The sequence below is a fragment of the Streptomyces fuscichromogenes genome (assembly GCF_014645815.1).
Lineage (GTDB): Bacteria > Actinomycetota > Actinomycetes > Streptomycetales > Streptomycetaceae > Streptomyces > Streptomyces fuscichromogenes.
This window is the reverse complement of the sequence record NZ_BMML01000002.1, coordinates 558658-578597: the sequence shown is the minus strand read 5'-3', so window position 1 is coordinate 578597 and position 19940 is coordinate 558658. Positions and strand designations below refer to the sequence as shown.

The 19940-nt window shown below is 71.8% G+C and carries 18 protein-coding genes; 9 read left to right on the top strand and 9 right to left on the bottom strand.

Annotation, left to right across the window (positions count from 1 at the left end; translation table 11 throughout):
* Nucleotides 1–31: 31 nt before the first annotated feature.
* On the bottom strand, nt 32–1174 hold the full coding sequence (gene dusB / locus IEZ11_RS06350; RefSeq protein WP_189261573.1) for a tRNA dihydrouridine synthase DusB: 1143 nt from the start codon (nt 1172–1174) through the stop codon (nt 32–34).
* Nucleotides 1175–1327: 153 nt separating this feature from the next.
* On the opposite strand from dusB, the gene IEZ11_RS06345 reads away from it, so the two are divergent.
* A complete protein-coding gene (locus IEZ11_RS06345) occupies nt 1328–2779 on the top strand; it encodes an MFS transporter (RefSeq protein ID WP_189261572.1) in 1452 nt (483 codons plus the stop codon).
* 122 nt (nt 2780–2901) lie between these two features.
* Here the strand turns inward: IEZ11_RS06345 and IEZ11_RS06340 are convergent, their stop codons facing one another.
* Together IEZ11_RS06340 and IEZ11_RS06335 are read right to left on the bottom strand one after the other, a co-directional pair.
* Nucleotides 2902–3243, bottom strand: coding sequence for an SCO4225 family membrane protein (locus IEZ11_RS06340; RefSeq protein WP_189261571.1), 342 nt, complete (start codon nt 3241–3243; stop codon nt 2902–2904).
* 121 nt (nt 3244–3364) lie between these two features.
* Nucleotides 3365–4273 (bottom strand): helix-turn-helix transcriptional regulator, encoded by a 909-nt coding sequence (locus tag IEZ11_RS06335; RefSeq protein WP_189261570.1) that lies wholly within the window; start codon nt 4271–4273, stop codon nt 3365–3367.
* Between the two features lie 100 nt (nt 4274–4373).
* On the opposite strand from IEZ11_RS06335, the gene IEZ11_RS06330 reads away from it, so the two are divergent.
* Complete coding sequence (locus IEZ11_RS06330) at nt 4374–5801, top strand: MFS transporter (RefSeq protein WP_189261569.1); 1428 nt, start codon at nt 4374–4376, stop codon at nt 5799–5801.
* Nucleotides 5802–5903: 102 nt separating this feature from the next.
* On the opposite strand, the gene IEZ11_RS06325 is transcribed toward IEZ11_RS06330, so the two are convergent.
* Nucleotides 5904–8150: a SpoIIE family protein phosphatase gene (locus IEZ11_RS06325; protein ID WP_229712822.1), complete on the bottom strand. Its 2247-nt coding sequence runs from the start codon at nt 8148–8150 to the stop codon at nt 5904–5906.
* Nucleotides 8151–8434: 284 nt separating this feature from the next.
* Here IEZ11_RS06325 and IEZ11_RS06320 point away from each other — a divergent pair, with 284 nt between their 5' ends.
* Complete coding sequence (locus IEZ11_RS06320; protein WP_189261568.1) at nt 8435–8653, top strand: hypothetical protein; 219 nt, start codon at nt 8435–8437, stop codon at nt 8651–8653.
* A 409-nt stretch (nt 8654–9062) separates the two neighbouring features.
* Nucleotides 9063–9503, top strand: a complete 441-nt coding sequence (locus tag IEZ11_RS06315; RefSeq protein WP_189261567.1) for a hypothetical protein — start codon at nt 9063–9065, stop codon at nt 9501–9503.
* Here IEZ11_RS06315 and IEZ11_RS06310 read toward each other — a convergent pair.
* Both IEZ11_RS06310 and IEZ11_RS06305 read right to left on the bottom strand, forming a co-directional pair.
* Nucleotides 9490–10092, bottom strand: coding sequence for a TetR/AcrR family transcriptional regulator (locus tag IEZ11_RS06310; RefSeq protein WP_189261566.1), 603 nt, complete (start codon nt 10090–10092; stop codon nt 9490–9492). The genes IEZ11_RS06315 and IEZ11_RS06310 overlap by 14 nt on opposite strands.
* A 26-nt stretch (nt 10093–10118) precedes the next feature.
* Nucleotides 10119–11129, bottom strand: coding sequence for an aldo/keto reductase (locus tag IEZ11_RS06305; protein ID WP_189261565.1), 1011 nt, complete (start codon nt 11127–11129; stop codon nt 10119–10121).
* A 332-nt stretch (nt 11130–11461) separates the two neighbouring features.
* Between IEZ11_RS06305 and IEZ11_RS06300 the strand changes: the two genes are divergently transcribed.
* Nucleotides 11462–12592 (top strand): endonuclease/exonuclease/phosphatase family protein, encoded by a 1131-nt coding sequence (locus IEZ11_RS06300; protein WP_189261564.1) that lies wholly within the window; start codon nt 11462–11464, stop codon nt 12590–12592.
* Between the two features lie 185 nt (nt 12593–12777).
* Here IEZ11_RS06300 and IEZ11_RS06295 read toward each other — a convergent pair whose 3' ends face one another.
* On the bottom strand, nt 12778–14160 hold the full coding sequence (locus tag IEZ11_RS06295; RefSeq protein WP_189261563.1) for a glycine--tRNA ligase: 1383 nt from the start codon (nt 14158–14160) through the stop codon (nt 12778–12780).
* Between the two features lie 163 nt (nt 14161–14323).
* On the opposite strand from IEZ11_RS06295, the gene IEZ11_RS06290 reads away from it, so the two are divergent.
* From IEZ11_RS06290 to IEZ11_RS06275, 4 genes are all read left to right on the top strand, one after another.
* Entirely contained in the window at nt 14324–15280 is a 957-nt protein-coding gene (locus IEZ11_RS06290; RefSeq protein WP_189261562.1) for a metal ABC transporter substrate-binding protein, read from the top strand.
* Nucleotides 15277–16059: a metal ABC transporter ATP-binding protein gene (locus IEZ11_RS06285; protein ID WP_189261561.1), complete on the top strand. Its 783-nt coding sequence runs from the start codon at nt 15277–15279 to the stop codon at nt 16057–16059. The genes IEZ11_RS06290 and IEZ11_RS06285 overlap by 4 nt, the downstream gene beginning before the upstream one ends.
* The gene (locus IEZ11_RS06280; RefSeq protein ID WP_189261560.1) at nt 16059–16961 is read left to right on the top strand and encodes a metal ABC transporter permease; all 903 of its coding nucleotides are present in this window, start codon (nt 16059–16061) and stop codon (nt 16959–16961) included. The genes IEZ11_RS06285 and IEZ11_RS06280 overlap by 1 nt, the downstream gene beginning before the upstream one ends.
* A 61-nt stretch (nt 16962–17022) precedes the next feature.
* Complete coding sequence (locus tag IEZ11_RS06275) at nt 17023–17433, top strand: Fur family transcriptional regulator (protein ID WP_189261559.1); 411 nt, start codon at nt 17023–17025, stop codon at nt 17431–17433.
* A gap of 214 nt (nt 17434–17647) precedes the next feature.
* Here the strand turns inward: IEZ11_RS06275 and IEZ11_RS06270 are convergent, their stop codons facing one another.
* A complete protein-coding gene (locus IEZ11_RS06270; RefSeq protein ID WP_189261558.1) occupies nt 17648–19000 on the bottom strand; it encodes a histidine-type phosphatase in 1353 nt (450 codons plus the stop codon).
* A gap of 87 nt (nt 19001–19087) precedes the next feature.
* The gene (locus IEZ11_RS06265; RefSeq protein ID WP_189261557.1) at nt 19088–19927 is read right to left on the bottom strand and encodes an isoprenyl transferase; all 840 of its coding nucleotides are present in this window, start codon (nt 19925–19927) and stop codon (nt 19088–19090) included.
* Between the last annotated feature and the right edge of the window lie 13 nt (nt 19928–19940).

Here is a 19940-nt window from a genome sequence, read left to right as displayed (position 1 = left end):
CCGCCGTTCATCCGCGGCGCCTTCGGGGCGCTCAGCCCCCGGACGTGTCCAGTTCCGCGTCCTCGCCGATGCCCGCGCAGTCGTACGGGTCCTTCAGCCAGCCGTCCGGCAACACCACCCGGTTGTTGCCGGACGTACGGCCGCGGGGCCCGTCGGCGCCGGTGGGCCAGGGCTGGTCCAGGTCCAGTTCGTCGAGACCCGCGCGGAGTTCGGCCAGGGACGACGTGACGGCGAGGCGCCCCCGCATCTCACTGCCGACCGCGAAGCCCTTCAGGTACCAGGCGACGTGCTTGCGGAAGTCGACGACGCCCTTGGACTCGTCGCCGAGCCACTCGCCGAGCAGGGTGGCGTGCCGGACCATGATGTCGGCGACCTGCCGGAGCGAGGGCTTGAGGATCTCCTGCTCCCGGCCTTCGAAGGCGGCGACCAGGTCCGCGAACAGCCACGGCCGGCCCAGGCAGCCGCGCCCGACCACGACCCCGTCGCAGCCCGTCTCGCGCACCATCCGCAGCGCGTCCTGCGCCGACCAGATGTCGCCGTTGCCGAGGACCGGGATCTCGGGCACGTGCTCCTTGAGCCGGGCGATGGCCTCCCAGTCGGCGGTGCCGCCGTAGTGCTGGGCGGCGGTGCGGCCGTGCAGCGCGATCGACGTGACGCCCTCCTCGACGGCGATCCGGCCGGCGTCGAGGTAGGTGATGTGGTCGTCGTCGATGCCCTTGCGCATCTTCATGGTGACCGGGAGGTCGCCGGCGCCGCTCACCGCCTCCCGGAGGATGGCGCGGAGCAGGTGCCGCTTGTACGGGAGGGCCGACCCGCCGCCCTTCCTGGTGACCTTCGGCACCGGGCAGCCGAAGTTCAGGTCGATGTGGTCGGCCAGGCCCTCCTCCGCGATCATGCGGACGGCCTTGCCGACGGTGGCCGGGTCGACGCCGTACAGCTGGATGGACCGGGGCTTCTCGGTCTCGTCGAAGCGGATCAGCTGCATGGTCTTCTCGTTGCGCTCGACCAGCGCCCGGGTCGTGATCATCTCGCTGACGAACAGGCCTTTGCCCCCGCTGAACTCGCGGCACAGGGTCCGGAAGGGCGCGTTGGTGATCCCCGCCATGGGGGCGAGGACGACCGGCGGCCGGACGGTGTGCGGGCCGACCTGGAGGGGGGAGACGGGCTCGGGCATTCCCCCATTGTCCCGTACTCCGCGCGGTGCTCGTCCGGTGCTCGTCCGGTGCTCGTCGCACCTGTGGACAACCGCCCCATCGGTACCCTCCGTCACGATCATGTAGCACTCATTAGTTAGACGCACTATCGAAATGGGCGTACGATGAGAGCCATGCCCGAGCTGAGCCCCCGCCGACGCATGTTCGTCCTCGCGATCTGCTGCATGAGCCTGCTGATCGTGAGCCTCGACACCACCGCCCTGAACGTCGGCCTGCCGTCCATGCAGCGCGAACTGCACGCCTCGACCGCGGGTCTGCAGTGGACGATCGACGCGTACACCCTGGTCCTGGCCTCGCTGCTGATGCTCGCGGGGTCGACGGGCGACCGGGTCGGCCGCAGGAAGGTCTTCATGACGGGCCTGGTCGTCTTCTCGATCGGCTCGCTGCTCTGCTCGCTGGCGCCGAACCTCGACTCGCTGATCGCGTTCCGCATGGTCCAGGCGGTGGGCGGTTCGATGCTCAACCCCGTCGCCATGTCGATCATCACCAACACCTTCACCGACCCGCGTGAGCGGGCCCGCGCGATCGGGGTGTGGGGTGCGGTGGTCGGCATATCCATGGCCGCCGGTCCGCTGGTCGGCGGCCTGCTGGTGGAGTCAGTGGGCTGGCGCGCGATCTTCTGGGTCAACATCCCGGTGGGCCTCGCGGCCGTACTGCTGACGCTGCGCTTCGTGCCGGAGTCCCGGGCGCCGAAGGCCCGCCGCCCCGACCCGGTCGGCCAGGTCCTGGTCATCGCCCTGTTCGGCTCCCTCACCTACGCGATCATCGAGGCACCGACGGCGGGCACCGGTACCGTCCTCCCCTTCGCCGCGGTGGCCCTCGGCGCGCTGCTGGCCCTCCTGTGGTACGAGCCGCGACGCGACGAACCCCTCATCGACCTGCGGTTCTTCCGCTCCGCTCCGTTCAGCGGTGCGACGGTGGTCGCGATCAGCGCGTTCGCGTCGCTGGGCGGCTTCCTGTTCCTCTCCACGCTCTACCTGCAGAACGTGCGCGGCCTGGACGCGCTGCACGCCGGCCTGTGGATGCTGCCGATGGCGGTCCCGATGTTCCTGTGCGCCCCACTGGCGGGCCGCCTGGTCGGCAGCCGGGGGCCGCGGCTGCCGCTGGTGATCGCCGGTGTCGCGATGACCGCCAGCGCCGTCCTGTTCGCCGCGTTCGAGGCGGAGACCTCGGACACCACCCTCTTCGTCGGCTACGTCCTGTTCGGCATCGGCTTCGGCTTCGTGAACGCCCCGATCACCAACACGGCGGTGTCGGGCATGCCGAGGTCCCAGGCCGGGGTCGCCGCCGCGGTCGCCTCCACCAGCCGCCAGCTCGGCCAGACCCTCGGCGTCGCGGTGGTCGGCGCGGTGCTGGCCTCCGGGATCGGCTCGTCGTCGTACACCGGCAGGTTCGTGTCCGCCGCCCGCCCCGGCTGGTGGATCCTCGCCGCCTGCGGCCTCGCGGTCCTGGTCCTGGGCGCGCTGACCAACGGCCGCTGGGCCCGCGCCACCGCCGAGCGGGCGGCGCAGCGGCTGGAGTCACCGGAGATCCGCGCGGCCGTGGGAGCGGCGGAGCGGGTCTAGCGCGGAACGTAGCCGCGTCGCACCGGTTCCCTCGCGTAGGTGGTCCTGCCCCGCTCCCGGAAGCCCGCACGTCAGCACCACCGTGCACGGTCGCCGCGTCACGGAGCCAGGTGTCGTTGTCGTCAGCAGGAGCGGAGGGAGCGGCGGTGCCGGGCCAGGACGGCCTGTCGCAGGGCGCCCAGGGCCAGGGACTGGAGCAGCGCCGAGGCGACGACCGTGCCGACGAAGAACCAGTTCGGGGTGTCCGGGCGCCAGGCCGTCCGGCAGAGCGCCGAGAGCAGCGGGTACACCGGGAAGGTGACCAGGGGCGGCCAGAGCCAGGCGTAGTCGGAACCGTGCTCGTCCGCGTGGGCGGAGTCGACGGCGGCCTTGGCGATGACGACGGCGACCAGGCCGAGGTAGGCCAACGAGAGGCGGTTGGTGAGCATCAGCCGGACTAGGGTGCGGACTGGGCCGGATTCCATCGTCGTCTCCCCCGTGGCCGGTCGGCGAGTGTGCTCTCCCTCACTGCATCGTCGGGGCATGACCGTGCCGCGGTCCTGAGTACGCGTACTCAAGTTGCTCGAACGAATTCCCGTACTCCGGTCAGGAGTTCGCTGCCTCCGCCCGCGCCAGGTCGTACAGCCGGGCCAGGCGCTCGCGTGAGTCGTCGTCCGCCGGGACGTAGGTGACCAGCCGCGCCCCGGATCCCGGGTTCAGGAACAGGTCCGTGTGGTCCAGGGTGAGGAGGCCGACGTACGGGTTGCGGAACTGCTTGGTCCGGTTGCGCTGCTCCACCACCTCGTAGCGCTCCCAGTTCTCCCGGAACTCCGGGGACTCCGCGGTCAGCCGCTTGACCAGCATCTTCCAGGCGGGCTCGGCGAGATGGCCGGCCATGGACGCGCGGAGTTTCGCCGCCATCAGACGGCGGGACTCCTCCAGGTGCACCATCGAACGGCGCCACTCGGGATTGGTGTACACGAGGATCATGCAGTTGCGGTCCTCGGCCGGGACCGCGTCGAGGTCGCCCATCAGGCGGGCGTAGGTCCGGTTGTAGGCGAGGATGTCGTAACGGCTGTTCTGGATGCAGGCCGGCAGGGGTTCCAGGGCGCGGAGCACGTCGTACAGGGCCGGCGTCACGCCCGTGCAGCTGGCGGCGGGGGTCGGGTCGACGGCTTCGGCCAGCTGGAAGAGGTGGGCGCGCTCGCTGCCGTCGAGCCGCAGGGTGCGGGCGAGGGCGTCCAGCACCTGGACGGAGACCTGGATGTCCCTCGCCTGTTCGAGCCAGGTGTACCAGGTCACGCCGACCGCGGAGAGCTGCGCGACCTCCTCGCGGCGCAGGCCGGGGGTGCGGCGGCGGGTACCGCGCGGCAGGCCCACCTCCTCCGGGGTGATCCGCTCCCGCCGGCTGCGCAGGAACGCGGCCAGCTCGTGCCGCCGGATGTCGGCATCCCGGGCCGGGGCGGGGGCCGCGGTCCGCCGAAGGGGCGTCGTCTCCTGCGCGGTGGTCGTCATGGGTCCAGCCTGCCGCGTCGCCGATCCTGTTGCCAGGTACTTCTCCTACCAGGACAAGGAGACTCTGGTACCAGTCTCGGCACGGCCGCAGGCTCGGTGCATGACCGAAACCGTCACCACCGCGACCGTACGGTCCCCGTCCGCGCCGGCGGCGCTCGGCGGGCCCGGACTGTTCACCGTCCTGCTGGCCGCCGCCCTTCCCCTGGTCGACTTCTTCATCGTCAACGTCGCGCTGCCCACCATCGGAGCCGACCTGCACGCGGGCGAGGCGGTCCTGGAACTCGTCGTCGCCGGGTACGGCGTCGCCTACGCCGTGCTGCTGGTGCTCGGCGGCCGGCTCGGCGACCTGTTCGGGCGCCGCCGGCTCTTCCTCGGCGGCATGGCCGCGTTCGGGCTGACCTCGCTGGCCTGCGGACTCGCGCCCGGCGCCTGGACCCTGGTGGCGGCCCGGGTCGCCCAGGGCGCCGCGTCCGCCGCGATGCTCCCGCAGGTCCTCGCCACCATCCAGGCCGCCACCGCCGGCGGCCGCCGCGCCCGGGCCATGAGCCTGTACGGCGCCACCGCCGGCCTCTCCATGGTGGCCGGGCAGATCCTCGGCGGGGTGCTGGTCGCCGCCGACATCGCGGGCACCGGCTGGCGTTCCGTGTTCCTGGTCAACGTGCCGGTCGTGATCGCCGGGCTGGTGCTCGGCGCCCGGTTCGTACCGGAGACGAAGTCGCAGCGGCCCGAACCCGTCGACGGGCCGGGGACGTTGCTGCTGGCCGCCTCCCTCCTCACCCTCCTCGCCCCGCTCACCGAGGGCCGGGCGGCGGGCTGGCCGCTGTGGACCTGGCTGTCGCTGGCCGCCTTCCCGGGGGTGGCCGTCGCCTTCTACGCCGTGGAGCGCCGCGCCGACCGGGCCGGCCGCACCCCGCTGGTGCCGCCCAGCCTGTTCGCGCTCGCCTCGCTGCGCAGCGGCCTGGTGATGATGGTGCCGTTCTCGATCGGGTTCAGCGGGTTCATGTTCGTGATCGCCGTGGCCCTGCAGAGCGGGGAGCACCTGGGTCCGGTCCCGGCGGGGCTGGCGCTCGCGCCGATGGCGGTCGCCTTCCTGTTCGTCTCGCTCGCCGGGCCGCGGCTGATCGCCCGGTACGGCAGCCGGGTGGTCACCGCCGGGTCCGTGATCCAGGCGGTCGGCATCGTCCTCATCGTGCTCGCCGCCCGGCGGGACTGGCCGCACCTGGACCTCGTCGGGCTGCTGCCCGGGGTCGCGGTCGCCGGTGCCGGTCAGGCCCTCCAACTCCCCAACGTGCTGCGGCTGGTGATGTCGGAGGTGCCGCCCGCACGGGCCGGGGTGGGCAGCGGCGTGATGGTCACCACCCAGCAGTCCGCCCTCGCCCTCGGCGTGGCCACCCTGGGCACCCTGTTCCTCTCCCTGGTCCCGCACCAGGGCGTGCGGGACGCCCTGCTGATCACACTGCTGGTGCAGCTGGGCCTGGTGGCACTGACCGGCCTGCTCAGCCTGCGCCTGCCCCGCACGGTGAACTGACCGCCGCCCCACAGGGGCGCGGGGAACTGCGCGACCGGCCACGACGGCGCCGCGGACGAACGACGGCCCCTCCCGGCGCCACCGGCGGCGCCGGCGGCACGCTCACCCGCCCAGCTCGAACCACACGATCTTGCCGGTGCCCAGCCGGGTCGTGCCCCACCTCCGCGCCAGCCGGTGCACCAGATAGAGTCCGCGGCCGTGTTCGTCGGTCGCCTTGGCCTGCCGCACCCTCGGCAGCTGCGGCACGTCGTCGCCGACCTCGCAGCGCAGCACGTCCGTGCGCAGCAGCCGCAGGCTGATCGGGCGGGAGGCGTGCCGTACGGCGTTGGTGACGATCTCGCTGACCAGCAGCTCGGCGGTGTCCCCGAGCTCCTCCAGGCCCCAGCCCGCCAGGGCCTGCCGGGTGAGCCGGCGGGCCCGGCCGGGGGCACCGACCTCCGGCTCCAGGGTCCAGTACGCCACGTCGCTCGGCGCGATGCCGTCGAAGCGGGCGGCGAGCAGCGCGATGTCGTCGTCCCGGTCGCCCGGCCCGAGCATGTCGAGCACCTCGTCGCACAGGGCTTCCAGCGGCGGGGGCCGGTCCGGCCCGGTCAGCTGGGCGGTGGCGGCGAGCTTCTCGCGCAGCTGCTCGATACCGGTCCACACGTCCCGCAGCCGGGACTCGACCAGCCCGTCGGTGTACAACAACAGCGTCGCCCCGGTGGGGGCGTCCAGCTCCACCGCCTCGAAGTCGATGCCGCCGACCCCGATCGGGGCGCCCGGCGGCACCGCGAGGACCTCCGTCTTGCCGCCCGGGTAGAGCAGGATGGGCGGCGGATGGCCGGCGTTGGCGACGGTCATGCGGTGCGAGACCGGGTCGTACACGATGTACAGGCAGGTCGCCATGCGGTCGGTGCCGAGCCGCTGGGCCTGTTCGTCGAGGTGGTGCAGGACCTCCTGCGGAGGCAGGTCGAGGCCGGCCAGGGTCAGCGCGGTGGTGCGCAGCTGGCCCATGACGGCGGCCGAGGTCATGGAGTGGCCCATGACGTCCCCGACGACCAGCGCCACCCGGCTGCCGGGCAGCGGGATGGCGTCGTACCAGTCGCCGCCGACCCGCGCGGTCTCGGCGGCCGGGAGGTAGCGCACCGCCAGCCGGACGCCGGTGGGCCGGGGCAGGGAGTGCGGCAGCATGGCGCGCTGGAGCCGGTCGGCGATGAAGGCCTCCCTGCTGTACAGGACGGCCTTGTCGACGCCGAGCGCGGTGTGGGTGGCGAGCTGGGCGGCGACCAGCAGGTCGGCCGGCTCGAACGCCGGGCGTTCGGGACGGCGCAGGAAGACCACCGCGCCGGTGACCCGGCGGCGGCCGCGCAGCGGGGCGAGGATCGCGTGCGAGCCGACCCAGTCGTTCAACGCGCTGTCCGGGCCGACGAGTTCGCCCAGCGCGGCACGGCTCGGCGGGGTGTCCGCGAACACCGGCCGGACCCCGCGCAGCACCTCGGCGAGGGCACCGCCGGGCACCACCTCGCTCCAGTCGGAGGCGTCCAGGTCGTCCTGCTCGTCGTCCACCGTCTCGGCCGGCCAGACCAGGCCCTCGGCGCCGGGGCCCTTCATCCGGTCGGTGCGGCGCAGCCGCAGCACGGCCGGGCCGCTGGGGCGTTCGTCGCCGACCGGCAGCGGGTCGCGCAGGTAGACGAGGGCCGCGTCGGAGTACGTCGGTACGGCGGCCCGGCACAGGCCGAGCACGATCTCGTCGGTGTCGAAGCCGCGGGCGATCCGCCGGGTGGCCGCGCCGACGTAACGCAGCCGGTCCTCGTCCGGGGCCTTCGGCGCGGCGGGCGGTCCGGAGCCGAGGGCGTCCTCGCGCACTCCGAGCGCCGTCTGCGCCGACAGCGCGTCGGCCAGGGCGATGTCGTCGTCCACGAAGTCCTCCCGGTCCGGGCGCCGCAGGAACACCGCGACGCCCACGACGGCGTCGGGGGCGCGCAGCGGGGCGAGCAGGACCCGGTTGCCCTGCGGGAGCCGGACCACCGTCCCGAGGAGTTCTCCGAGGGCCTCGTCCACCTCGTCCGGGCCCCGGCCGCGCGCTCTGCCGCACCGCAGGAGCGCGGCGAGCGCGCCGTCGGGTGCCACGGGTCTCGACGGCGGGGGCGTTCCGCCCATGGCGCCGCCGAGTTCGGGGGGCGCCCCGTCCAGCCGGAGGAGCTCCGGTTCGGACCGGCCGGGTGGGCTGTCGCCGAGGTAGACGAACATGCCGTCCGCCAGGTCCGGGACCGTCACGCGGTACAGCTCACGGACGGCCTGCTCCGCGCCCTCGGCGCGGGCGATCCGGCGGCCGGCAACGGCCAGGAAACGTTGAGGATCCGGCAGCATCGCCTCTCCGTGCCGGTGGCCGCTTCACAAGGTCGCTTTCATCTTGAGCCAGGGTCAATTCCCTGTCCAGGGTTTCCGCCGGTACACCAAGTCCGGCTCATGATCCGGAGGTTGGGACAGAGGGGTGCACAAGGGGCCTTGTGCGGGTGTGAACTCCGGGGTCGTCCTCGCTAAAACCCGGTGAAGAAGTCCCCGTTGATGTTGGTCTTGCTGCACACTCCTTGCCGTCGGCCCGCCGTCGACACGTGCCGGACAGCGGATCGGGCACAGACTCCGGAGGCGTCATGTCGCAGATCGACGAGAGCAAGGTCAGCCGCTGGGACCGGCACGGCCGGGAACACGTGGTCCGGGTGCGGCGCACGGGGGTGCAGCGCACGATCAGGTGCGACACCTGCGGCTGGCGCAAGGGCGCGCAGTTCCTGCCCTGGCTGAAGGCGGAGGAACACCTGGCCGAGGCCCACCAGGCCACGGTGGACCCGGCGGGCGCCCAGCCCTCACGATGACCTGCCGCCGACGGGAGCAGTGCCGCCGACGACCACCGGCCACCCGCCGCGCCCCCACCACAGCCGCACCTGCCGCTCCCTGAGGGGCCGGGGCCCGGTCGGCGGTGTCGCCGTGCGTGGCGGCCCGGTCGCAGGTACGGTCGCGGGGCTCATGGTCCGGCCGGTCGGACCCGGCCCGGTGCCGGCTTCGTCGGTGCGGGCCTCCGCGGGTCGCCGCCGCACGTGCGCGTTACGCCGTTCGGGTGAGCATCCGGGGCGGAAGCACGAGGTCAGGGCGCCCGTCGCCACCTGCGGACTTTACCGAGCCGAGAGGCGGCGCCCACCCGCGCCCGGAACCGCTCGGGTCGCCGCCGGGCGCGACCCGGCCAACCCTTGTCGAGTCCCCCCGTCACTCGACAGGAGTACGTCCATGCACACCACCCAGCGCCAGATCTCCCGCGCCCTCGCCGCCGGTGCGCTCTCCGTGGCCCTGCTGTCGGCCGGTACCGCCGGGGCCGTCGCCACCGAGGCCAGGCCGGCCCCGTCGCCCACCATGACCGCCAGGCCCCACCCGAAGCCGAGCCCGTCCACCATGCCCTCGATCTCGGTCAGGGCGAGCACGACCTCGATCCACGTCGGCGACTCGGTGACCTTCACCGGCCGTACCCAGGGGCTCAGGGTGGGCTGGCCGCTGGTGCTCCAGCACGAGAAGAACGGCAAGTGGATCCCGCTCAGGGCGAACGCGAAGGTCAAGAACGGCAGCTCCTACGCGCTGACCGCCAAGATCAACAACCCGGGCGCCGAACACCTGCGGGTCGCCGCGGTCGGCAAGAAGGTCTACTCCCCGACCGTGACGGTCAACGTGAGCTGAGGCCCCGCAGCAGCAGCTCCACCAGCGCCCCGAAGTCCGCCTCGGCCTCCGGCCGCTCCCACTCACGGGCATAGCCCGGGTCGTGGAAGCGGCCGGTGGCGTGGAAGACGCTCCGGGCCGCGGCCGCCGGGTCGGGCACGGTGAAGACACCCGTCCCGGCCCCGTCCCGGATGATCCCGGTCAGCTGCCCGATCAGGTCGGCGATGTGCCCGCTGACCGCCGGGCCGCTCTCGTCGGCCAGCACCATGTAGGTGGCGAACAGCTCCGGGTCGGCGCCCGCCTTGCGCCGCTTCGCGTCGAACAGGGCCCGCAGCCAGTCGCGCAGCCGGGCCTCCGGGTCCCCTGCCCCGGCCGCGATCCCGGACAGCAGCTCCGAGGTCCGGTCCAGCCAGCGCTTCGTCACGGCCTCCCGCAGCGCCGCCTTGGTCCGGAAGTGCCGGTAGACACTGCCGTGGCTGACGCCGAGCGCGCGGGCCACGTCCACCACGGTGGCCTTGGCCGGACCGTGCCGGCGCAGCACCTCCTCGGTCGCTTCGAGGATGCGCTCGGCGGTCAGGGCCGGGGCCGGGGTCGGGGACGTCGCTGCCATGACCTAGACGGTACCTGGCGCCGCGGTCAGTGCTCGGTGCCGAGATGGCTCATCTGCGCGGCCGGGTAGCGGGTTCCCGCCGCCGCGTCCGCCGGTACGGCCTCCTCGATCGCCGCCAGGTCGGCCGCGTCCAGCGTGACGTCCAGCGCGCCCAGCGACTCGGCGAGCCGCTCACGGGTGCGGGCGCCGACGAGCGGCACGATGTCCTCGCCCCGGGACAGCACCCAGGCGATGGCGATCTGCGCGACGGTCACGCCCTTCTCGTCGGCGATCTTGCGGAGCGCCTCGACGAGGTCGAGGTTGTGCCGGAGGTTGTCGCCCTGGAAGCGCGGCGAGAGGGCCCGGAAGTCGCCCGCGCCGAGCTGTCGGTCACGGGTGAAGTGGCCGGAGATCAGGCCCCGGGAGAGAACCCCGTACGCGGTGATGCCGATGCCCAGCTCACGGGTGGTCGGCAGGATCTCCCGCTCGATGTCGCGGGTGATGATCGCGTACTCGATCTGCAGGTCGGCGATGGGCGCGGTGGCGGCGGCCCGCCGGATGTTCGCGGCGCTCGCCTCGCTGAGGCCGATGTGCCGGACGTGCCCCTTCTCGACCAGTTCGGCGATGGCTCCGACCGTCTCCTCGATCGGCACGCCGGGGTCGACGCGGGCGATCCGGTAGACGTCGATGTGGTCGACGCCGAGGCGCTGGAGGGAGTAGGCGGCGAAGTTCCGCACCGCGGCGGGGCGGCCGTCGTAGCCGCTCCAGCCGCCGTCCGGGTCGCGCAGGGCTCCGAACTTGACGCTGGTCAGCGCCTTTTCGCGGAGGGCGGCGGGGGCCGTGCGCAGGGCCTCGCCGATCAGCATCTCGTTGTGGCCCATGGCGTAGAAGTCGCCGGTGTCGAGCAGGGTCACGCCCGCGTCGAGGGCGGCGTGGACGGTGGCGATCGACTCGGCGCGGTCGACCTCGCCGTACAGCGGGGACATGCCCATGCAGCCGAGGCCGAGCGCGGAGACCTGGGGGCCGGTGGATCCGAGGGAGCGGGTGTGCGTCGTCATGGCCCCACCTTGGCATGACAGCTGACAGATTTCAATATCTGTCATTCCATAGTTGTCCCCGCATGTTCCGCCGCCCGCTGCGGCTGCTCGCCGCCGGCCTCACCACGGCGTGGTGCAGGGTTGCCGGGAGAACCGGGACGGCTCGGAGAACTGGACGTGCGGCGGCAACGTGAAGTCCCTCCAGCGGTGTTGAGCCCGATCGGTCCCGGGGCGCCCTCCGTTCGACAGGCGCCGTCCGGGCTCCGAGAATGGAACTGCCGGCGAGCAGTCACCGGCGGCGCCTGCCACCGGCCGTTCCGGGTGGTGCTGTCGCGCCGCCGAGGAGGCCCGCCATGACCATCCGCATCGCCACGTTCAACATGGAGAACCTGTTCCGCCGGCCCACGGCATTCCGTCTGGAGAACCCGGCCGACCGGGAGAAGGTCCTCGCGGACTTCGCCAAGTTGGTCGCCGTCCTCGACCTGCCGACGTATTCGGACGCCGACAAGGCGGAGATCCTCCGGATCGTCAAGGCGTACCGGGCGTACGAGGTCGACGACCCGCGGCACCCGGACCCGAAGGGCCCGCCGCCGATCGTCGTCAACCAGTCCCGCCCGGGGAAGCTCACCGGGCTGTTCGAGACGTCCGGGCCACCGAAGACCCCGCACATCGAGATCACCGCCACCGGCCGGGGCTCGTGGACCGGCTGGGCCGAACTCGGGCAGGACGACCTCGACATGAGCATGGTGCGGAACACCGGGCGGGTGGTCGCCGAGGTCGACGCCGACATCCTGCTGACCGTGGAGGTGGAGGACCGGCTCACCCTGGAGCGCTTCAACACCCAGGTCCTGGCGGACGCGCTGGGCAGACGGCCGTACCCGTACAACCTGCTGATCGACGGCAACGACCCCCGGGGCATCGACATCGGGATCCTCAGCCGGCACCCGATCACGTCCGTCCGGTCCCACCTCTTCGACACCGACCCGGACCACCCGGCCGACCGGCTGTTCAGCCGCGACTGCCCCGAGTTCGAGATCCAGCTCGACGGAACGCCGCTGGTGATCCTGGGCAACCACCTCAAGAGCAAGTTCCGCGACGACCCCGAGCTGCGGCTGGCCCAGGCGAAGCGGGTCGCGGAGATCTACCGCGCGGCGGCGGAACGCACCCCGCACGTCATGGTCGCCGGGGACCTCAACGACGACCCGGAGAGCGAGGCGGCGGCGCAGTTGCTGGACACCGGTCTGCGCGATGTCATGAGCCACCCCTCCTACCACGGGGAACCCGGCACGCACGGGCAGTGCTCCCGGCTCCAGGACAAGCTCGACTACCTGCTGCTTCCGCCGCCGTTGTGGCACGAGGTCCAGCACGTGGGCCTTGAGACCCGCGGCATCTTCGCCGACGGCATCAAGTCCTTCGACACGGTGACGTCGAAACTCACGGAGGCGTCGGACCACGCGGCGCTGTACGCGGACCTGGACCTGTAGGGAAGCAGGACGCCCCGCCTCTCCTGCCGCAACGGCGATCGGCCCACAGCGGCGGATGCCGGCGGTGCCGGACACCGGCCGGTGGATCTCCGCGGCCGGCTGCCCTCCCCGGTACCCGAAACGCCCACCCTCCGGCCGACGAGTCGGGTGGGAGGGTGGGCGAGAAAGGCGGAAGGGCCGCGGGCCTAGCAGCCCAGCAGGCGTCCCGCGAGGTAGCCCTCGATCTGGTCCAGGGAGACCCGCTCCTGCTTCATCGAGTCGCGCTCGCGGACCGTGACGGCGTTGTCCTCAAGGGTGTCGAAGTCAACGGTCACGCAGTACGGCGTACCGATCTCGTCCTGGCGGCGGTAGCGGCGCCCGATCGCACCGGCGTCGTCGAACTCGATGTTCCAGTGCCCGCGCAGCGCCTGGGCGAGGCCCTTGGCCTTCGGGGACAGCTCGGGGTTGCGGGACAGCGGAAGGACCGCGACCTTGACCGGGGCCAGTCGGTGGTCCAGGCGCAGCACCGTGCGCTTCTCCAGCTTGCCCTTGGCGTTCGGCGCCTCGTCCTCGACGTACGCGTCGAGCAGGAACGCCAGCATCGCGCGGCCGACACCGGCCGCGGGCTCGATGACGTACGGCGTCCAGCGCTCCTGGGCCTCCTGGTCGAAGTAGACGAGGTCCTGGCCGGAGGCCTTGGAGTGGGCGCTCAGGTCGTAGTCGGTGCGGTTGGCGACGCCTTCCAGCTCGCCCCACTCGTTGCCGCCGAACTGGAAGCGGTACTCGATGTCAGCGGTGCGCTTGGAGTAGTGGGAGAGCTTCTCCTTGGGGTGGTCGTACCACCGCATGTTCTCCTCGCGCAGGCCGAGGCCGGTGTACCAGTTCCAGCGCTGCTCCATCCAGTACTCCTGCCACTTCTCGTCCTCGCCCGGCTTGACGAAGAACTCCATCTCCATCTGCTCGAACTCGCGGGTGCGGAAGATGAAGTTGCCGGGCGTGATCTCGTTGCGGAAGGACTTGCCCATCTGCGCGATGCCGAACGGCGGCTTCTTGCGCGAAGTGGTCTGCACCTGGGCGAAGTTGGTGAAGATGCCCTGCGCGGTCTCGGGACGCAGGTAGGCGACGGAGCCGCTGTCCTGGGTCGGGCCGAGGTGGGTGGAGAGCAGGCCCGAGAACTGCTTGGGCTCGGTGAACTGGCCCTTGTTGCCGCAGTTGGGGCAGTTCACGTCGGCCAGGCCGTTCTCCGGGAGGCGGCCGTGCTTGGCCTCGTAGTGCTCCTCCAGGTGGTCCGCGCGGAACCGCTTGTGGCAGGCGGTGCACTCGGTCAGCGGGTCCGTGAAGGTGGCGACGTGACCGGAGGCCACCCAGACCTCGGGGGCCAGGATGACGGACGAGTCGATACCGACCACGTCCTCGCGCGACGTCACCATGTAGCGCCACCACTGGCGCTTCAGGTTCTCCTTGAGCTCGACACCCAGCGGTCCGTAGTCCCAGGCGGCCTTCTGGCCGCCGTAGATCTCACTGCACGGGAATACGAAGCCACGGCGCTTGCTCAGGCTGACGATGGTGTCGATCTTGTCGGCGGCCACGGTGCTCTCTTCATTACGACGACGGGCGACGAAGCGAGAATGCTTCAGAGCGAATGCTTCAGGTTACCGGCGGGGGCTCCCCCTCGACCAAATCGGTATCGCTTACCGGCCTCTCACCCAGGCTTGTTGACAACGGTTTCCATGTTTGTTGAAAATGACTCTCATGAACGTACGACGAGGCCTCATACCCGCGGCCGCCGCGACCACCGTCACCGCACTCGGCATAGCCACCCTCACGGCCTGCGGCGGCAACGCCACGGCGGCCCAGACCGGCAAGTTCGACGTCGTCGCGTCGTTCTACCCGATGGCCTACCTCGCCGATCGGATCGGCGGCAGCCACGTCCACGTCACCAGCCTCACCCAGCCCGGCCAGGAGCCGCACGACCTGGAGATCAGCGCCCGGCAGACGGCGATGCTCCAGCAGTCCGACGCGGTGCTCTACCTGAAGAACCTGCAGCCCTCCGTGGACGACGCGGTCGCCCAGTCCGGGCTGAAGACGAAGATCGACGCCGCCTCCCTGACCACGCTGGAGAAGCACGGCAACGAGGTCGGCGGGCACGCCGCCTCGCACGACACCTCCAAGAACGAGGAGCTGTCCGGCCTCGACCCCCACATCTGGCTCGACCCGGTGCGCTACGCCCAGGTCGCCGAGGGCGTCGGCAAGGCCTTCGAGAAGGCCGACCCGGACCACGCGGCCGACTACAAGAAGAACACCGCGGCCCTGGTGAAGAAGCTCGACGACCTGAACACGCAGTTCAAGGACGGCCTCGCGGACACGAAGTCCAAGGTCTTCATCACCACCCACGCCGCCTTCGGCTACCTCGCCGAGCGCTACGGCCTGACCGAGGAGGCCATCAACGGCCTCGACCCCGAGTCGGAACCGAGCGCGGCCCGCGTCAAGGACCTCGAGACCATGGCCAAGGCCGACGGCGTCACCACCGTGTTCTACGAGACGCTCGTCAGCGACAGGACCGCCAAGACCATCGCCGCCGACGCCGGGCTGCGGACGGACGTCCTCGACCCGATCGAGGGCATCACGGCCAAGTCCCGCGGCCGGGACTACTTCGCGGTCCAGGAGGCCAACCTCAAGGCCCTGCGGCAGGCGCTGGGCGCCGCATGACGAAAGACGACGAGATGACGACCGGCGAACCCGTCCTGGCGATGCGCGGGGTCCGCGCCGAACTGGGCGGCCGCCCGGTGCTGCGCGGCATCGACCTCACCGTGCGCCGCGGCGAGGTGGTCGCGCTGCTCGGCGCGAACGGCTCCGGCAAGTCGACGGCGATCCGGTCGGTCATCGGACAGGTACCGGTGAGCGCCGGCGAGATCGAGCTGTTCGGCGCCGAGCGCAGGGCGTTCCGGGACTGGTGGCGGATCGGGTACGTCCCGCAGCGCACCACGGCCGCGGGCGGCGTCCCGGCGACCGTGACCGAGATCGTCTCCTCGGGCCGCCTGTCCCGCACCCGGTTCGGCCTCTTCCGCAAGGCCGACCACGCGGCCGTACGGCACGCCCTGGAACTGGTCGGCATGGCGGACCGGGCCAGGGACAACGTCGAGGCGCTCTCGGGCGGCCAGCACCAGCGGGTGCTGATCGCCCGCGCGCTGGTCGCCGAACCCGAACTGCTGGTCATGGACGAGCCGATGGCCGGCGTCGACCTGGCCAGTCAGGAGATCCTCGCCGCCACCCTGCGCGAACAGGTCGCCCAGGGCGCCACGGTCCTGCTGGTCCTGCACGAACTGGGCCCGCTGGAGCCCCTGATCGACCGCGCGGTGGTCCTCCGCGACGGCTGCGTCCTGCACGACGGGCCGCCCCCGCGGGCCGTGGGCCAGCACGCCCTCCCCGGCCACGACCACGTGCACCCGCACGAGCACACCCCCCAGCGCACGGGACTGCTGAACTGATGGAACTCCTCGACTTCGCCTTCATGCAGCGGGCGCTCGTCGCCGCCGTCCTGGTCGGCGTCACCGCCCCCGCGATCGGCATCTACCTGGTCCAGCGCCGCCAGCCCCTGATGGGCGACGGCATCGGGCACGTGGCGATGACCGGCGTCGGCCTCGGCTTCCTGCTGAACACCTCGCCGGTGTGGATGGCGACCGCGGTCTCCGTACTCGGCTCGGTCCTCATGGAACTGATCCGCTGGTACGGCAGGACCCGCGGCGACATCGCCCTCGCCATGCTCTTCTACGGCGGCATGGCCGGCGGCGTGATGTTCGTGAACCTCGCCCCGGGCGGCTCCAACGCCAACCTGAGCTCGTATCTCTTCGGCTCGCTCTCGACGGTGTCCCCGTCCGACGTGACCGCGATCTCGATCCTGGCCGCGTTCGTGGTCGTGGTCACCCTCGGCCTGCGCCGGCAGCTCTTCGCGGTGAGCCAGGACGAGGAGTTCGCCCGGGTCACCGGCCTGCCGGTGCGCGCGCTGAACCTGCTCACCGCGGTGACGGCGGCGGTCACCGTGACCGTGGCCATGCGGGTCGTGGGGCTGATCCTGGTGTCGGCGCTGATGGTGGTGCCGGTGGCGGCCGCCCAGCAGCTGACCCGGAGCTTCACCGCGACGCTCGCGATCGCGACGGCGCTGGGCGTGACGGTGACGATCAGCGGCACGGTGACGTCGTACTACCAGGACGTGCCGCCCGGTGCGACCATCGTGCTGCTGACCATCGCCGCGTTCCTCCTGCTGACCGCGCTGGCCGCGCCGCTGGCCCGCCGACGCGCCCGCGCGGCCGCCGCGCGGCGGCCCGCCGGGGACCCGCCCGAGTGCGCGATTCCGGCCACCCGGGGGGCCGCCGACGAGGTCGGCGTCTGACCGCCCCCGATCCGGGCTGGCACAATGGCCCGGCAGAGGCAGTGACGTGAGGAGGCAACCGGTGACGACCGCTGGACCGCCCGTGAAGGGCCGCTCGACCCGCCAGCGGGCAGCCGTGGCGGCGGCCCTGGACGAGGTCGAGGAGTTCCGCAGCGCGCAGGAACTGCACGACATGCTCAAGCACAAGGGCGACTCGGTCGGCCTCACGACCGTCTACCGCACCCTCCAGTCCCTCGCCGACGCCGGCGAGGTCGACGTCCTGCGCACGTCCGAGGGCGAGTCGGTGTACCGGCGGTGCTCCACGGGGGAGCACCATCACCACCTGGTCTGCCGGGTGTGCGGCAAGGCGGTGGAGGTCGAGGGCCCCGCCGTCGAGAAGTGGGCGGAGGCGATCGCCGCCGAGCACGGCTACGTCAATGTCGCCCACACCGTGGAGATCTTCGGTACGTGCGCGGAGTGCGCCGCGGGCTGAGCCGGTTCTTCGGCCGCGCCCCGGTGGGGGCTGGTCGCGCAGTTCCCCGCGCCCCTGACGGGGCGCTGCCCCGCCGCATCCTCCCAGCTGCGGGCAGGCGTGCCGCAGGGCGATGGGGGTCCCCCCGGTCGAGCGAAGCCGAGAGTGGGGGAGGGTGGGCGCGGCGGCACCCTGCAAGCGCCGGTAAGCGTCCCCACCCCGCCCCCCGCCCGGTTCAGCTTCGGTCGAAGCAGCGCTCCAACTCGTTCAGGTCGTAGAACCTGCTGCCCTTCGAGACGGGCTTGCAGCCCGTCTTGAACGCGATCTCCTTCTCGTTGTAGAGCATGCGGACGAGGTAGTCGTCGCCCTTCCTGTAGACGTCCCACTGGATATTGGAGGCGAGGGAGGCGACCTCGGCGCCGCGCCACGGGTTGTTCGCGTACGTGTACGTCCCGCCCGGCGTCGCCGCCTTCTCGCTGCCCGGCAGCCCCATCAGCGCGGCCAGCGGGATGATCTCCTCGGCGTGGGTGAAGCGGAGTTCGGCGCCGAGGGTGCTGGTGCCGTCGCGCTTGGCCTCGACCTGCTTGAAGAGGTCGTCGAGGAGGGGCTGGGCCATCTTGTAGGTGATGTCGCTGTCGGAGAAGCTCGGGCCCTTCTCGTAGAAGTCCTCGGCGTCGCTGAGGTAGCCGAACCAGGCCGCGTCGCGCGGGGCGAGGTAGCGGCCGAAGTCCCAGCCCCTGCCGTCCGGGCTCTCCTCGCTCATGGCGGGCGCGATGGCGTAGAGGTTGTAGACGGCGGTGGCGGCGGTGATGTCGTCGGCGGTGGCGGCGAACTCGCCGTTCACGATGCGCTGGACGAACGCCGGCTTGAAGATCCTGCCGAGGACCCGGGCCGCCGCCCTGTGCGAGGCCGGCTGGTCGGTGACCGCCTTCAGGGTCGAGGCGAGGCGCTCGTCGTTCGCCAGCCACTTCTGGTAGTCGGCGCCGCCGGCCGACTTGTGGAAGTAGAGCAGGTTCTTGTCGACGCGCGCGGTGCCGAGCGAGGCCTTCAGCGCCGGGTCGGCGTCGGTGAGGGCGGTGGCGAAGACCGTACCGCTGTCGACCGCGCGGCCCTGGCCGGAGCTGACGACGTCGATCTTCTCGCCGTTCGCGGCGATCGAGGAGAACAGACCCGGCAGGCGCTTCTCCAGGCGGACGGCGGTGGCCCGGAGTTCGTCCTTGCCGCGGCCGCTGAGGTTGCCGTAGCCGACGGCGCTCATGGCCGCTTCGAGGGCCTCTACGTCCGGGCCGAACTTCCTGCCGCGGGCGGTGAGTTGGCCGTCGGCCGCGGCCTGGTTCCAGAGCGCGAGGATCGTGTCGCCGTCCTCGCCGTCGGTGGCGGAGCGGGAGCCGTGCCGGGAGACGTTCTCGGTGAAGACTGCGGTGTAACCGGCGGGCGGCTGCTGGTAGGTCCGCGGGTTCTGTCCGGGGGCGTAGACGGCCTTGGTGCCGTAGCTGTCGCGGTGGCCGGGCCCGGAGTCCGTGGCGTGCGCGGGCAGCGCGGTCAGGAGCAGGGCGCCGAGGGAGACAACAGGGATGACGCGCTTCATGAGGACCGTTCCAGAGGCGGGAGACCGGGGGGTGGCCAGGATGGATCTTCCGCATCCTCGACGGCCCTCATGAACGGCGGGTGGCGGTCAGTTGCCCTCCTGGTTGCCCTCCATGGCCAGTAGCTCCTCGTTGGGGACGGCCCCGCCGAACCGCCGGTCGCGGGAGGCGTATTCGACGCACGCGCGCCACAGGTCGCGGCGGTCGAAGTCGGGCCACAGCACGTCCTGGAAGACCATCTCGGCGTAGGCGCTCTGCCAGATCAGGTAGTTGGAGGTGCGCTGCTCGCCGCTGGGCCGCAGGAACATGTCCACATCGGGCATGTCCCCGTAGTAGAGGTGCTTCTGGATGGTCTTCTCGCTGATCTTCGACGGGTCGAGCCGGCCCGCCCTGACCTCCTCGGCGATCGACTGCACCGCGTCGGTGATCTCGGCCCGGCCGCCGTAGTTCATGCAGAAGTACAGGGTGAGCCGGTCGTTGTCCTTGGTCTGCTCCTGGGCGACCTGCAGCTCCTTGGCGACCGACTTCCACAGCCGGGGCATCCGGCCCGCCCAGCGCACCCGGACGCCGAGTCCGTCGAGCTGGTCGCGGGACTTGCGGATGAAGTCGCGGTTGAAGTTCATCAGGAAGCGGACCTCGTCGGGCGAGCGCTTCCAGTTCTCGGTGGAGAAGGCGTAGAGCGAGATGGTGCGGACGCCGATCTCGATGGCGCCCTGCAGCACGTCCAGCACCTGCTCGGCGCCGACCTTGTGGCCCTCGGTGCGCGGCAGCCCGCGCTCCTTCGCCCAGCGGCCGTTGCCGTCCATGACGATGGCCACATGGCCCGGGACCAGCTCGCCCGGGAGCTTCGGCGGGCGGGCTCCGGACGGGTGCGGCTCCGGCGCCTGGTACTCACGCCGCTGGCGCCCCAGGATCCCGCGTACGACCATGTGCTTCTCGTCT